We start from the raw sequence: 14,005 nt of genomic DNA on the forward strand, positions 1-14,005 counted from the left end.
CGCTCAAGCCCGCAGCCGCCCCCAGTGCATCAGCGCCATGCCGCCGATGGCCAGCAGGCCGCCCAGCAGCAGCGTGGCGCCCAGCGGCTCGCCCAGCCAGAGGCTGGAGCACAGCACGCCAAACACCGGCACCAGCGTGATATAGCCCGATGCAGCGCCCGCACCCAGCGCCTTGACGCCAGCGTAATACCAGGCATAGGCCAGCGCGGCGGCGCCAAAGCTCAGCGCCAGCAATGACCACCAGGCCGCAGCCGGGGCTTGTGCCATGGCGCGCCAGGCGCTGGGGCCTTCCACCCCCAGGCTGAGCAGCACCAGCAGCAGCGCGCCCAGCACTGAGCTGACCCCGGTGGCGCTGAGCGCATCCACGCGGGTCAGCACGGCGCGGCCAATCAGCGTATAGGCCGCCCAGCACAGCACGCAACCCAGCAGCAGCCACTCGCCCAGGCCGGCCTGACTGCCAGCACCGGGCAACTGGCTGCTGGGTGCGGGCGCGCCACTGGCGATGGCCAGCAGCGCACCGCAGATGGCCAGCAGCATGCCCAGTGCGATGGCGCCATTGAGCCGCTCCTTGAACACCAGCGCCGCCAGCAGCAGCGTGGCCACCGGGTTGAGCGCGATGGCCAGAACAGCCCGGCTGGAGGGCACGGACTGCAAGGCCAGCATGAAAAACACCGCATAGCCAAACACCCCGGTGGCCGCAGCCAGAGTCAACCCCAGCCATTGGCGCGATGAGAGGCTGCGCAGCGTACGCAAACGGCCGCTGCGCCCCATCCACACCAGCAGCAGCGCACTGGCCAGCAAAAAACGCGCCGCCGCCGCCGCCAGTGGCGGCATGTTCAGCGCCACGATGCGCCCCCACGGCCAGGAAGCGCCCCAGATCATGGCCATGCCCAGCAGGCGAAGGTGAATGGGGTCGAGAGGCAGGCGCATGGCGTGGCAGTGGGTGAGCAATAGGGGGCCAAAAGGGCAGCGGCCAGAAGGCAGCCGGCCACAGGCCCGCCAAGATGGAAAACAGCAGCGGGCGATTGTGCACGTTTTGCCAACGCCTGCCTGGCTTACCGGCGCATGGCTCAGCCAACGTGGCCCCTGGCCAGGCGGCCCAGCTTGCCCGTGCGCCAGCGGGGCGCTAGACTGTAGAACGTTCCTACAAATTGGAGGCCCTATGCCGATCACCGTGAGCACCCGGGAGTTCAATCAAAAAGCCAGCCAAATGCTGCAACTCTCCCAGCATGAGCCTGTTTTCATCACCAAGTGGGGCAAGATCGTGGGCGTGCTCTCCAGTTACGAACAATACCGCCAGCAGGAGGGAAAAAGCCTGGCCGATGCGTTTGCCAGCGGGCACGAAGCGGGCGCATTGGGCGGCGCATTGAACGCGGCTTTCGATGACCTGTTGGCCGGCATTCGCCAGCACAGCAGCAAAGTGCGTGAAACGGACTGGGGCGATTGATGTATCTGCTCGATACCAATATCGTCTCCGAGTTGCGCAAGGCGGAGAAAGGCCGGGCCGATGCCCAGGTGCTGCAGTGGTTTTCAGGCATCAAGACTCAGCACGCCTATTTGAGCGTCATCAGTCTGGCCGAGATTCAAACCGGCATCTTGCTGTTGGCGCGGCGCGATGAACAGGCGGCGGCGATCTTGCAAGACTGGCTGAAAATGCGCCTGCTGCCCGAGTTCGCCCAGCGCATCCTGCCCTTGGATGCCCAGGCCGCCTTGCTGTCGGCCCAGTTTCATGTGCCGGACAAAAGCCCGCTCAACGATGCCTACATCGCCGCCACGGCCAAAACGCATGGCCTGACGCTGGTGACCCGCAATGTGCGGGATTTTGCGGGCCTGGGCATCGAAGTCTTCGACCCATTCGCCCAGGGGCGTTGATGGGGCAGCCGCCGCTGGCGCTCAGCGCGCGGGCGCCTCTTGCGCCAGCAATTGCGCGCGCAGCCGGGCGCGCAGCTCCTTGCGGCTGGTTTTGCCCACGGCCGTGGTCTCGAAGTTGTCCACGAACACGATCTGGTCCGGGATCTTGAAGGCAGCAATCTGGCGGCCCTTGAACCACTGCTTGATCTCGATGGCGCGCGGTTTTTCGCCCTGGCGGGCGATGACGAAGGCGCAGCTGCGCTCGCCCAGATATTCGTCGGGGATGGAAACCACCGCCGCATCGAACACCTGCGGGTGGGCCAGCAGATGGTCTTCAATCTCCTCGGCCGAGACCTTCTCGCCCGCGCGGTTGATGTGGTCGGTGGCGCGGCCTTGCACCGTCAGGTAGCCGCGCGCGTTGCGCAGCACCATGTCGCCGGTGCGGTAGTAACCATCGTCGGTGAAGCTGCGCGCATTGGCCGCATCGTCATTGTGATAACGGCGGATGGTGTAAGGCCCGCGCGTGAGCAAATAGCCCGGCTGCCCCTCGGGCACGGGCTGGCCCAGGTCATCGACCACCAGCACCTCGTCATCGGCGCTGATGGGGCGGCCCTGGGTTTCGATGACGGTGGCCTCGTCATCGCCCAGCCGGGTGTAGTTCACCAGGCCCTCGGCCATGCCAAAAACCTGCTGGAGCTGGCAACTCAGGCTGGCGCTGACGCGCCGCGCCGCCTCGGGCGTGAGCTTGGCACCGCCCACTTGCAGCGTGCGCAGGCTGCTCAAATCATGCGCCTGGCCGGCACCGCCTGTGCCACTGGCCGCCTGCGCCCACAGCAGCGCCAGAGGCGGCACCAGGCCCACAGCCGTGACGCGCTCGGACGCAATCAGCGGGAAGGCCGCCTCGGGCGAGGGCGAGGGGCTGAGCACCACCGTCGCCCCGGCGTAAAAAGCGCCAAAGGCCCCGGGCGAACTCATGGGGAAGTTGTGCGCCGCAGGCAGCGCCACCATGTACACGCTGTCCTGCGTGATGTCGCAGATCTCATTGCTGGCGCGGAAGCTGTAGATGTAATCGTCATGCGTGCGCGGGATGAGCTTGGACAGGCCCGTGCTGCCGCCGGAAATCTGCAAGAAGGCCACGGCCTGCGGGTCGGCATCGGCGCTGGCCAGATCGGGCAGGCGCGCCGCATCGCTCTGGAAGGCGTCAAAAGCCGTGAACTCGGCCGCATCGCCGCCGACGATGAACACCTGCTCAAACAAATCGTGCGAAAACGCCTGCTGCCGCAGCTCGCGCGCCAGCGTGCGGTAATCGAACTGCTCGTACTGCTGCAAGGCCACGTAGGCCGAGGCCTCGGCCTTGTCGATGAAATGGGCGATCTCGCGCGTGCGGTGCGCGGGCAGGGCATAGACCGGAATCAGCCCGGCGCGAAACAGCCCGAACACCACGCTGTAAAACTCAGGCACATTGCCCATTTGCACCACGACGCGATCGCCCGGCTGCAAGCCGCTGGCCAGAAAGCCGGCCGCTGCCGTTTCCACCTTCTGCCAGAACTGGGCATAGCTCCAGCGCGCCAGCGGCTGACTAGTACCGCCGGCCGCTGAGTAGCCCACCAGGGCCGTGTGATCGGCGCGGCGCTGGGCCTGGGCCTGCAGAAAGCTGGCCATGGTCTCGCCCCGCCAATACCCCGCTGCGCGGTAACGCGCCACGAACTCGGGCGGCCAGGTTTGCAGCAAGGGATGGCGGTGGCGTGAATCGGTCATGACAAGCAGTGCAAATAAGAATGATTGCTGAAAAGCGCCGCGATTTTAGGGCCTGAGCAAGGTCTTTGAATCAGTGGAGAAAGTGACGTTGTGGTGGGCTGCTGCTTGAACAAAGGCCAGCATGCCGACCCAGCTGTGGGGAAGGATTTGCCATGCAGCGGCTCGCCAGAGCGCGCACTTGTGCCGCTGTTGAAGTGAAGGTAAATGGGCGGTTAGAGCAACTTTGATTGAAAAGGTAACACAATAAGACTTTCTCTGACAGCCGGAGCCTGAAATGCGAGCCTATTCGCAAGACCTTCGAGACCGAGTGCTGGGAGCGCTGGATCGTGGAGAGCGCCCCAGCGCCATCGCCCGTCGTTATGAAGTCAGCCGCATGTGGGTATATCGGGTGCGTGATCGCTTCGAAAAAGAAGGCGAGCGCAGCAGCCGGCAGCAAGGCGGCAAGCGTATCTCCCGACTGGCGCCAGTGGAGGGCATGATCCGCGACTGGATCAAGGCCGAACCCGATCTGACCTTGGTGCAAATGTGCGAGCGCTTGGCCGAGCACGGCATCAGCATCAAACCCTCGGCGCTGTGGCACCAGCTCAACAAATGGCGGCTGAGCTTCAAAAAAAACGCTGCACGCCAGCGAACAAGCGCGTGAAGACGTGCAGCGGGCACGGGCGCATTGGAGAGAGCAGCAAGCCCAGCTCGATGCCCGGCATCTGGTGTTTCTGGACGAGACCTGGAGCAGCACCTGCATGACGCCGCTGCGCGGACGTGCTCCGCGCGGTCAGCGTTGCGTGGCCAGCGCCCCGTATGGGCACTGGAAAACCAGCACCTTCATTGCCGCCTTGCGCTGTGATGCACTGACGGCCCCCATGGTGACCGATGGACCCATCAATGGCGCTTTGTTTCTGGCGTGGGTCAAAACCTTTCTGTGCCCGACGCTGCGCCCTGGCGACATCGTCATTGCCGACAACCTCTCCAGCCACAAGGTCGCGGGTGTGCGAGAAGCCATTGAAGGCGTGGGCGCCAGCATTCGCTATCTGCCGCCGTACTCGCCGGATCTGAACCCCATTGAAAAGCTGTTTGCCAAGTTCAAGGCCCTGCTGCGCAGGGCCGGCGAGCGCACTGTGGATGCGCTGTGGCGGCGCATGGGGCAACTGGTTGATCTGTTCTCGGCTCAAGAGTGTGCCAATTACTTCAGATCAGCTGGATATGTAGTGAATTAATTCGAAATTGCTCTAGCGCGGCCGCTTCAGCAATGGCTTGATCGCCTGCCAGACGTCGGCGTGGTTCACCTCCAGCGCGTAGGTCTGCCCGCCGCGCTCCAGGCAGGCTGGGGTGAAGGGGGCGGAGCTGTCCATGCTGGAGGGCTTTTGCGCTGGCATGGGCAGCGCCAGGCTGGTCAGCTCGCCTTGCCTGTCGGTGATGTCCCACAACATCATGGGGTTGATGAGGCATGGCGATTGCCCAGTCTGTGCCGCCCGTCCCGTCTGCCCCGGTTGTGCCTCGGCATCGGTGCGCACCCGCACGGCGCGCAGGCGGGCCATGCTGGCCTGCACCTGGGCCGCATCGTCCAGCGCGCGGTACAGCGCCCGATCTTGCAGCCAGCCGCGCACTATGCCGCGCAATGTGTGGTGGTCGTAAGGCTGGGCGGCGAAGAACCAATGCGTGCTGGCATAGACCTGCACGCGCTGGGCCTGGCTGGGCAGATGGGCGGCCAGCGTCTGGTCTGCTGTTTGGGCTGCCGTCTGGGTTGCGGTTTGGGGCGTGGTTTGGGGCGTGGTTTGGGGCGTGGTTTGGGGCGTGGTTTGGGCGTCGTGCGGCGGCGCGGGCAGGCTTTGCGCCGCCAGCGTGGCGGGTAACAACAGGGCCGCTGCCCAGAGTAAACGGTGTTTCATCAAAAAAGCTCCTGGGGTGGGTGCATCCGAGGGCGTTTGGCATTGCAGCAGGCGCTGCGCCGGGCATTGTTGCGCCAGCGGCCGGGGTGTTTCAAGGCTGCCGTGCGCCATGCCAGGCCACGGCGGCGGCCAGGGCCAGCAGGCTCAGCGCAACGCCGGCGTAGGGGGCCACGGGCGAGAGGGTGTACAGGCCCGTGCCCAGCATGGGCCCAAGCACCATGCCCAGGCCTTGTGCGGCCGAGGCATTGCCGGCGGCCGCGCCTTGCTCGTGGGCCTGCACGGCATTGGCCGCCATGGCCTGGAAGGCGGGGAAGATAAAGCCCATGCCAAAGGCGCCGATGGCGTAGGCCAGCAGCAAATGCCAGGGCTGGCTGGCCAGCAGCGTGCTGGCAAAGCCCAGCGCGGAGATGCCCGCGCCGGCCATCACCCAATGGCGCAGCGCAATGCGCTTGAGGTGGATGACGCACTGCTGCGACAGGATCAGCGCCAGGCCCACGCAGGTCAGCGCGTGGCCGGCCAGGCGCGCGCCGCGCTCCTCGCTCAGGCCGAACTGGTCCATGGCGAAAAAGCCCACGGCCACCTGGGCCACGGCCACGCACATCATGGCCACGAAGGCGGTGGCCATGGCCAGGCGCAGGCGCGCATCCCACAGCGGAAGATGGGGCCGGGCTTTGGCTTGGGCCGCTGGGGCGGCGGCATGGGCTGGCTGGCTGCCGCCGCCTTGCGGTGCCTGCGGCGGCAGGCCGGCGGGCAGCCACAGGGCAATGCCCAGCAGGCCCAGCAGGGGCAGGGCGGCGGTGGCGTAAAAGCCCCATTGCAGGCCCCAGCCGCTGACCAGGCTGACGATGGCCGGCCCGGCCACCATGCCCAGCGCATTGGCCGAGCCGAGCTTGGCCATGGCCTGGTGGCGTAGCTCGGGCGCGACGCGGTCGGCAATGGTGGCCGCCGCCGTGGGCGGCACGGCAGCGTAAAACGCGCCGATGATGCTGCGCGCGGCGATCAGCACGATGGCGATCAGCGCGGCCGGCAGGGCCTGGTGCAGGGCCAGATCGACGAACACGGCCAGCAGCGCATAGGTCAGGGTGAACACGCCCAGGCCGATGAGCAGCACGGGCTTGCGGCCCAGCCGATCGCTGGTGCGGCCCCAAGTGCGCGCCAGCAGCATCCAGAACACGCCGCCGATGGACATGGAAATGCCGGCCACCATTTCCGAGACGCCCAGCTGGCGCACGACGGGGCCGATGATGGCCACGTAGGCCATCATGGCCATGGTGCCCACCAGCGCGGCCAGCAGCAGCGGCGCTAGGTGAAAGGCAGAAGTGGCAGCGGAGGCGGCAGTTGGGGCAAAGGTTGAATCAGGCATCGGGGACGGCGGGCGGGCAAGACGTGCAAAGACGCGCAAAGACGCACGAAATGATAGCCGTCACACAAAGCGCTGCGGTGCTGAGCGCGGGCAGGCGTTCAGGCCTGCAGGCAGCTTACCGGCCAACAAAATAACCGCTGCGCTGAACGGAGCCGGGTGCAGTCACTGGTGCAGCGCCTTGAGCGCTGTCTCGGGCGATTGGCGCACGATGGTCAGCAGCGCCGCAGCTGGGCCGGTGGGGGTGCGCCTGTGCTGCTCCCAGTTTTGCAGGGTCTTGACGCTCACGCGCAGCATGCGGGCAAACTCGCTTTGCGAAAGCCCTGTTTGCTCGCGGGCGGCCCGGGCGATGTTGGTCTGCACGTTGAATTGCCGCGATGGCTTGGCCTGGCCTTTGGCAATGGCCCCGGCTTCGGTGAGGCTTTGCACCAAGTCTTTGAACAGTTCGCTTTCCATTTAGAGCTCCTTGACGAGTTTTCTCAAGATGGCAGTTTCCTGGTCTGTCAATGTGTCTTTGGCAGATTTGGGGTAGGCCAGCAGCATGAAGATTTGATCTGCGGATTTTTTCCAGAAGTAGATGCTTCGAATGCCGCCGCTTTTGCCTGTGCCAGCCACTGCCCAGCGCAGTTTGCGGATTCCGCCGCCGCCTTGCAGCAGATCGCCCATTTCGGGATTGTCGGCCAGCGCTTGCTGAAGCTTGCGGTATTCGGCATCAGAAATGAGGGCGACGATCTGACGGGTGAAGGTGGGTGTTTCGATGAAAACCATGGGCGCATCATACGCCATTGGCGCACAGCCGTAGGCGCTTATGGAATGGCTGGGGCGAGAGGTGTTCAGGCCTGCAGGCAGGTCACCACCAGGCCCAGCAGCATCAGGCCCATGCCGATTTTTTCGGCGCGGCTGAAGTGTTCACTCAGCAGGCGGCGTGAGACCAGGTAGCTGAACAGAACTTCCACCATGCCCAGGGTGCGCACGGATGCGGCCCCTTGCATGGCGTAGGCCGTGAACCAGGCCAGCGATGCGGCCGCGCCCATGCTGCCGGCCAGCAGCGAGATGCGCCAGGCGCGCAGCACCGGCGCCAGGCCTTGCGGGGTGCGCCACTGGATCCACAGCCCGGCCCCCAGGGTTTGCAGGGTTTGTGCGATCAGCACGCCCCAGGCGCCCGACAGCCAGGGGCTGGGGGCGTTCAAGGCCAGCGCGCCGCCGCGAAAGCCCACCGTGGCGATGGCAAAGCAGCAGCCGCAGGCCAGGCCGTAGAGGGCGCAGCGGTTCATCCAGGCGGGCAGGGACAGCAGCTGGTCGCGCGGCGGCAGCGACAGCAGCAGCACGCCAGCGCTGGCTACGGCCATGGCCAGCAGGGCCAGCGGCGAGGGCAGCTCATGCAGGAATACGGCGGCAAACAGCGCCAGCTGCAGCACTTCGGTCTTGCTCAGGGTGACGGCCACGGCGAAGTTGCGCTCCTTCATCGCCAGCAGCAGGGCGGCCGTGCCAGCGAGCTGGAAGATGGCGCCCAGCGCAATCCAGCCCAGGTAGGTCAGGCTGATGTCGGGCAGTGCGGGGCGCTGCGCCGGCATCAGGTACAGCAAGGCCAGCCACAGCGCGGCAAAGGGCAGGCCGTAGAGAAAGCGCACCAGCGTGGCCGGCAGTGTGCCCAGCTCCTGAATCAGGCTGCGCTGGGCCGTGTTGCGCACGGTCTGGGCCAGGGCGGCAAACAGCGTGATGGGCACCCACAGCCAGGCCAGGTGTTGCAGGGATTCGGGCATGGCGGCGCGGCAGACGTTGAGGGTATGTGGGGGCCGGGTTGGGATTGTCTTGGGGGGAGCGGCGTGAATGGGCGCTCGATCTGGCGCTTGATCTGGCTCTCAGTGGGCGCTCAGCCTGGCGCTTGCTCGCCGCCCAGGGCTTCGAGCAGCTGCGGGATGAGTTGCGACAGCTCGCCGGTGGTCAGCGCCACGTCGGCGTCGAAGTGGTCGTCAGCGCTGTCCCGACCTTCAAGGACGGCATCGCTCAGGGCCAGTTTTTTGATCTGCAGCGTATCGGTGAGCACGAATTGGCAGCGATCGCCCCAGCCCAGCGACAAGCGGGTGGGGCGCTTGCCGGCTTGCAGATGGCCCTGGATTTCCTCGATCTCCAGCGCGTGGCGGGCGTAGCGCACCGTGGCGCGGGTTTCGTCTGTGGCCTTGAGCTCGCACTCATCGCCCAGGCTGAAGGCGCCGGGCGCGGCCTGCTCCTGCAGCCAGGCGGCCATGGCCGAGGCTGGGGCCTCTTGCGTTTGCAGCATGCGCGGCACAAAGCCCGGCCATTGCTCGACCAGCGCGGTGAGGATGGCGTCGGCGCGCTGCGGGCTGGCAGCGTCGATGACCAGCAGCTGCTGGCGCGGGTCGATCCAGACCCAGTGCCCGTGGGTTTTGGTGAAGGCCAGCGGCAGCAGGCTCAGGCGCGCCTCGTCCTTGAGGTCGCGGCGCTCTTTCTTGCCGGGGCGGCGCCCGGTCTGGGCCTCGATGGCGGCGGCTTTTTGCTCGACCTGGGCATCGACGACCGAGGCGGGCAGGATTTTGCTTTCGGTGACGTGGCGCATGATCCAGTGCCCGCCAATGGATTCGATCATGGGCGCGTGCTCCTGGCCGCGCGGCGGCAGCCAGCCGCTCGATTGCTCCTGCGTGGCGCTGCAGGGGCTGAAGTGCTGCGCCTGCAGGGCCTGGGTGGCGGCGCCCAGCTCGGGCTCCCAGCCCTGTGCGATGCGGTAGATCAACAGGTTTTTGAACATGGTTGGCAAAAGAAGGCGAGGTGCAGGCGCTGGCCCAGGGCCTGCGCCCGGCAGGGTCAGCGCGCGGCGGCAGGGGGCTGTGCGGCGGGGCTGAAGGCGTCAACCCGGTCGGTGATGATGCCGTCCGTGCCCATGGCTTGCAGGGCCTGGGCCTGGGCCAGGTCGTTGACGGTGTAGCTCAGCGCGCGCAGGCCCTGGGCATGGGTGGCGGCCAGACGTTGTGGATCCCACAGTGTGTGCTGGCAGACCAGTGCGGCGCAGCCCAGCGCCTGGGCGGTGAGCAGGGCGTCTTCCTGCCACTGCGCCAGCAGCAGAGCGCGCATTTGCTGCGCGTTGATCTGCTGCGCAGCGCGCAGCGCCGCTGGCTGGAAGGAGGACAGCAGCGGCGGCGGCAGATCGGCCGGCCAGAGCGTTTGCACCAGCCGCGCCACGGCCGCGCCGGTGGCTTCTTCGGCGCCGGGAATGGGCTTGATCTCGATGTTCAGCGCGAAGTGGTTGGCAATGCACCAACGCATCAGCGCCGCCAGCGTGGGCAGGGGCTCGCCGGCCCAGCGCCGCCCGTGCCAGCTGCCGGCGTCGAGCTGGGCCAGCTGCGCCCAGCACCAGTGCGCAGCATCGCCCTGGGCATTGGTGGTGCGATCGAGCTGGGCATCGTGCATGAGGTAGAGCACGCCGTCGGCGCTGAGCTTGGCATCGCACTCGAACATGCGATAGCCGTACGAGGCGCCGTGGCGAAAGGCCGCCAGGGTGTTTTCAGGCGCCAGCAGGCCGGCGCCGCGGTGGGCGATCCAGAAGGGGTAGGGCCAAGCGCTGGGCGCGGCGGTGGTGGCAGAAGGCATGGGTCAAGCAGGGAGTGGGGCACGCGCTGCGCGCTGTGGCATGCCGGCCAGCCGGGGCTGGGCGGAGTTATTGCGGCTTGGCTGGCTCGGGCGTGTTCGGGCTCGGGCCGGGCGAGTGCGCATCGCGGGTCTCGTCGGCATTGCCGCCATCGCCATCGCCATCGCCATCGCTATCGTTATGGCTGTCGCCGGCGTCATCGTCCTTTTCCGGCGCCAGCTTGGGCACGGCCAGTTGCAGCATGTTGACGCTGCGCGGTACGTCTTCGCCACTTTGGCGCGAGCGAAACAGCGCGGCGCGCATCAGGAAGATGGTGGTCACAGGCGCGGTGATGGCAATGAACAGGCCCAGCAGCAGCACGTTCAGCGCCAGGCTGCCGCTTTGCACGGAAAAGTAGGTGATGGTGGCCAGCATCAGGCACCAGATGCCAGCGGTGGTAATGAGCGCCGGGGCGTGCACGCGGGCGAAGAAGGTGGGCAGGCGCAGCACGCCCGAAGCGCCCAGCAGGCCCACCAGCCCGCCGCACAGCGCAAAGAAGGCGACGATGATTTCCGCCCACAGCGGCAGGTTGAAGGTGGCGGCCTCGCTCATTCGATGACCTCGCCGCGCAGCAGGAACTTGGCCATGGCCGTGGTGCTGACAAAGCCCAGCAGGGCAATCAGCAGTGCGGCCTCGAAGTAGGCGCTGCTGTCGTAGTAGATGGACAGTGTGAGCATGACGTACATGCCCAGCATGTACAGGCAGTCCAGAGCCAGGATGCGATCCTGGGCGCTGGGGCCGATCAGCAGGCGCACCGTCACCATCAGCATGGACAGTGCGAGCATGGTCAGGGTGATGGGCAGGGCCCAGGCCAGCACGGATCCGTTCATTCGAAAATCTCCATCAGGGGGCGCTCGTAGCGCTGTTTGACGGTCTGGATGACTGTTTGCTCGTCGATGCGGCCATCGAACACGTGCAGCAGCAGCGTGCTGCGGTCCATGGACAGCTCGGCCCAGGCATTGCCGGGGGTGATGGTGACAATGGCCGCCAGCACCGCCAGGCCATTGGGGTTGCGCATCTCCAGCGGGATGCGCACGAAGATCGAGGTGTCCTGCCGCGTCAGGCTGGGCTGCAGCAGGATGCGGATCACCAACCAGTTTGAATGCCAGGCGTCGATCATGACGGTCAAGCACAGCCGCAGCACGGTCAGCGGGTGGCGCATGCGCTTGGAGCGTGGCCGCAAATTGGCGCTGAACACTGGAATGACCAGCCCCAGCACCAGCGCCAGCAGTGCGTTGCCCCGGGTGTAGCTTTGCGTCATCACCAGCCACAGCAGCATCAGCAGCAGCGACAGCAGGGGCGAGGGAAACAGCAGTTGCAACAGTCTGGCGATCATGGCTTGCCCTCCAGCCCCGAGGTGCCGCTTGGCGTCTGCTCGCCGGGCGTGGCCGCGGCGCTGGCAGCGGCCTCATCGACACTGGCCCCGGCCTCGGCAGAGCCTGCGGCGCTGCCAGTGGTTTGCGTGGGATAGGGCTTGACCTGGGTTTGCAGCACCGACTGGATGTAATCGTCGGGCGCGTACAGCGCATTGGCGGTGGTTTGCATGTAGCGCATCACGTCGTCGGCCTGCACCGTCATGGTCACGCAGCAGCCCAGCAGCAGCGCCAGCGGAATGCCCTCGCCGATCTTGACCAGTGGCGGATTGCGGTCGTGCGAGGCCCAGAAATGGCGGATGCCCGCGCGCGAGAGGGCGATCAACGCCAGCAGGCCCGAGCCGATCAGCAGGGCCAGCAGCAGCCAGCCATCCCTGTCCAGCTGCTGGCCGGAGGAGCCGCCCATGCCCAGCGGATTGAGCAGCGCCGTGAGCATGGTGAACTTGCCGATGAAGCCTGACAGCGGCGGCAGCCCGGCAATCAACAGAGTGCAGGCCATGAAGCCCAGGCCCAGCAACGCCACGGCCGCAGGCATGGGCTGGCCCACCAGGGCCTGCTCGCGCTCGTCCAGGTTGAGCGACTGCAGCCGGCCCTGAAGATCGGCGGTGAGAAAGGGCGCCTCGTCCTCGGCCTCGTAGGGGGCGTAATCCGCGCCGTCGTTGCGCCAGCGGTCCATCAAATCGGCCAGCAGGAAGCAGGCGCTGATGGCCAGCGTGGAGCTGACCAGGTAATACAGCAGTCCGGCCGTCAGCAGATTCTGGCCAAAGCCCATGGCCGCCAGCAGCGTGCCTGATGAAACGATGGCGCTGTAGCCGGCCAGATTGCCCAGCTTTTGCGAGCTGAGCACGCCAATTGAGCCTACGGCGATGGTGGCCATGCCGGCGTAGGTCAGCCACTGGCCTCCGTACTGGGCCGAGGGCCCGGCGTCGTAGCCGAACAGCAGCGTCCACAGCCGCAGCACCATGTAGATGCCGACCTTGGTCATGATGGCAAACAGCGCGCCGGCCGGTGCGGTGGCGGCGCTGTAGGCGCGCGTGAGCCAGAAATTCATCGGCCAGACGGCGGCCTTGATCAGCAGGGCCACGCCCAGCACGCCGGCGGCGGCGTGCAGCAGCGAGCGATCCTCGTCGGCCACGTAGGGAATGATGCTGGCCATGTGCGCCAGGTTCAGCGTGCCAGTGATGCCGTAGAGCATGGAAATGCCGATCAGCAGCAGCGAGGAAGCCAGCAGGTTGATGGCGATGTAGTGCAGCCCGGCCTGCACGCGAAAGCGCCCCGAGCCGTGCAGCAGCAGCCCGTAGGAGGCGGCCAGCAAAATCTCGATGAACACGAACAGGTTGAACAGGTCGCCCGTGAGGAACAGCCCATTGAGGCCCATGAGCTGCAATTGAAACAGCGCGTGAAAATGCACGCCAGCGCGGTGCCAGCGCGCCGAGGCGTAGATGGCCGAGGCCAGCGCCAGCAGCGCCGTGAGCGTGAGCATCAGCGCCGCCAGCCGATCCAGCACCAGCGTGATGCCGAACTGCGCCGGCCAGTTGCTTGTCAGGTACACGCCCATGGTCGTGGCCGAGCTTTGCTGGTGGCTCCACTGCAGCAGGAATACGGCCACGCCCAGCAGGCTCAGGCAGGACATCAGGCTGAGCGTGAGCTTGATGCGCTGGCGCTCCTCGCCCAGCAGCAGGATGAGCGCCGCCACCCCCATGGGCAGCAACACGGGCGCCAGGATGAGGTGGGGCATCAGGGAGTGCAGCCAGTCTTTCATGAGGCTTCGTTTTTCTCGGCCGAGAGGCGGCCGTCCACGTGGTCAGTGCCGGTCATGCCGCGCAGCGCCAGCAGCACCACCAGAAACAGCGCCGTGGTGGCAAAGCCAATGACGATGGCCGTCAGCACCAGGGCCTGCGGCAGCGGGTCGGCGTAGTGCAGCAAATCCTGAGGCACGCCTGGGCGCAGCACGGGCTCCTTGTCGATGGCCAGGCCCAGTCGGCTCATCGAGAAGATGAACAGGTTGACGGCATAGCCCAGCAGCGCCAGGCCGATGATGACCTGAAAGGTGCGCGGCCGCAGCAGCAGCCAGACGCCGGCGCCGGTGAGCACCCCGATGGCGATGGACAGGACGATTTCCATGCGTGGCCTT

At 66.4% G+C, this 14,005-nt stretch carries 17 protein-coding genes; 3 read left to right on the top strand and 14 right to left on the bottom strand.

Translation table 11 applies throughout. The annotated features are described in order from the left end of the window. Positions 1–3: 3 nt before the first annotated feature. The gene (locus tag CLI93_RS00150; RefSeq protein WP_238945894.1) at positions 4–930 is read right to left on the bottom strand and encodes a DMT family transporter; all 927 of its coding nucleotides are present in this window, start codon (positions 928–930) and stop codon (positions 4–6) included. Positions 931–1,162: 232 nt separating this feature from the next. On the opposite strand from CLI93_RS00150, the gene CLI93_RS00155 reads away from it, so the two are divergent. Continuing rightward, positions 1,163–1,447 (top strand): type II toxin-antitoxin system Phd/YefM family antitoxin, encoded by a 285-nt coding sequence (locus CLI93_RS00155; RefSeq protein ID WP_095543173.1) that lies wholly within the window; start codon positions 1,163–1,165, stop codon positions 1,445–1,447. Continuing rightward, positions 1,447–1,872, top strand: a complete 426-nt coding sequence (locus tag CLI93_RS00160) for a type II toxin-antitoxin system VapC family toxin (protein WP_095543174.1) — start codon at positions 1,447–1,449, stop codon at positions 1,870–1,872. The genes CLI93_RS00155 and CLI93_RS00160 overlap by 1 nt, the downstream gene beginning before the upstream one ends. Positions 1,873–1,893: 21 nt before the next feature. Here the strand turns inward: CLI93_RS00160 and CLI93_RS00165 are convergent, their stop codons facing one another. Then, a complete protein-coding gene (locus CLI93_RS00165) occupies positions 1,894–3,609 on the bottom strand; it encodes a (2,3-dihydroxybenzoyl)adenylate synthase (RefSeq protein ID WP_095543175.1) in 1,716 nt (571 codons plus the stop codon). Between the two features lie 274 nt (positions 3,610–3,883). On the opposite strand from CLI93_RS00165, the gene CLI93_RS15605 reads away from it, so the two are divergent. Continuing rightward, a protein-coding gene (locus tag CLI93_RS15605; protein ID WP_172424333.1) for an IS630 family transposase occupies positions 3,884–4,823 on the top strand; the annotation gives its coding sequence in 2 pieces (ribosomal slippage) (positions 3,884–4,216 and positions 4,218–4,823; 939 coding nt in all). 12 nt (positions 4,824–4,835) lie between these two features. Here CLI93_RS15605 and CLI93_RS14645 read toward each other — a convergent pair. The 12 genes from CLI93_RS14645 to CLI93_RS00235 all read right to left on the bottom strand — a co-directional run bounded on the left by CLI93_RS14645 (position 4,836) and on the right by CLI93_RS00235 (position 13,995). Then, the gene (locus CLI93_RS14645) at positions 4,836–5,495 is read right to left on the bottom strand and encodes a hypothetical protein (RefSeq protein WP_172425503.1); all 660 of its coding nucleotides are present in this window, start codon (positions 5,493–5,495) and stop codon (positions 4,836–4,838) included. 91 nt (positions 5,496–5,586) lie between these two features. Further along, a complete protein-coding gene (locus CLI93_RS00185; RefSeq protein ID WP_095543179.1) occupies positions 5,587–6,858 on the bottom strand; it encodes an MFS transporter in 1,272 nt (423 codons plus the stop codon). A gap of 162 nt (positions 6,859–7,020) precedes the next feature. Then, positions 7,021–7,311: a NadS family protein gene (gene nadS, locus CLI93_RS00190; protein WP_095543180.1), complete on the bottom strand. Its 291-nt coding sequence runs from the start codon at positions 7,309–7,311 to the stop codon at positions 7,021–7,023. Further along, on the bottom strand, positions 7,312–7,623 hold the full coding sequence (locus CLI93_RS00195; RefSeq protein WP_095543205.1) for a type II toxin-antitoxin system RelE/ParE family toxin: 312 nt from the start codon (positions 7,621–7,623) through the stop codon (positions 7,312–7,314). A gap of 65 nt (positions 7,624–7,688) precedes the next feature. Beyond that, positions 7,689–8,618: a hypothetical protein gene (locus CLI93_RS00200; protein ID WP_095543181.1), complete on the bottom strand. Its 930-nt coding sequence runs from the start codon at positions 8,616–8,618 to the stop codon at positions 7,689–7,691. A gap of 110 nt (positions 8,619–8,728) precedes the next feature. Then, on the bottom strand, positions 8,729–9,622 hold the full coding sequence (locus CLI93_RS00205) for a recombination-associated protein RdgC (RefSeq protein WP_095543182.1): 894 nt from the start codon (positions 9,620–9,622) through the stop codon (positions 8,729–8,731). A gap of 56 nt (positions 9,623–9,678) precedes the next feature. Further along, a complete protein-coding gene (gene ugpQ / locus CLI93_RS00210; protein WP_095543183.1) occupies positions 9,679–10,461 on the bottom strand; it encodes a glycerophosphodiester phosphodiesterase in 783 nt (260 codons plus the stop codon). A gap of 67 nt (positions 10,462–10,528) precedes the next feature. Then, positions 10,529–11,050, bottom strand: a complete 522-nt coding sequence (locus CLI93_RS15585; RefSeq protein WP_095543184.1) for a monovalent cation/H(+) antiporter subunit G — start codon at positions 11,048–11,050, stop codon at positions 10,529–10,531. After that, the gene (locus tag CLI93_RS00220; protein ID WP_095538418.1) at positions 11,047–11,328 is read right to left on the bottom strand and encodes a K+/H+ antiporter subunit F; all 282 of its coding nucleotides are present in this window, start codon (positions 11,326–11,328) and stop codon (positions 11,047–11,049) included. The genes CLI93_RS15585 and CLI93_RS00220 overlap by 4 nt, the downstream gene beginning before the upstream one ends. After that, complete coding sequence (locus tag CLI93_RS00225) at positions 11,325–11,834, bottom strand: Na+/H+ antiporter subunit E (RefSeq protein WP_238945895.1); 510 nt, start codon at positions 11,832–11,834, stop codon at positions 11,325–11,327. Before CLI93_RS00225 ends, CLI93_RS00220 begins: the two co-directional genes overlap by 4 nt. Beyond that, entirely contained in the window at positions 11,831–13,633 is a 1,803-nt protein-coding gene (locus CLI93_RS00230) for a monovalent cation/H+ antiporter subunit D (protein ID WP_095543186.1), read from the bottom strand. Before CLI93_RS00230 ends, CLI93_RS00225 begins: the two co-directional genes overlap by 4 nt. After that, entirely contained in the window at positions 13,630–13,995 is a 366-nt protein-coding gene (locus tag CLI93_RS00235) for a Na+/H+ antiporter subunit C (protein ID WP_095538420.1), read from the bottom strand. The genes CLI93_RS00230 and CLI93_RS00235 overlap by 4 nt, the downstream gene beginning before the upstream one ends. Positions 13,996–14,005 lie beyond the last annotated feature (10 nt).

Source organism: Vandammella animalimorsus, from assembly GCF_002288875.1.
In the GTDB taxonomy this organism is placed as follows: domain Bacteria; phylum Pseudomonadota; class Gammaproteobacteria; order Burkholderiales; family Burkholderiaceae_C; genus Lampropedia; species Lampropedia animalimorsus.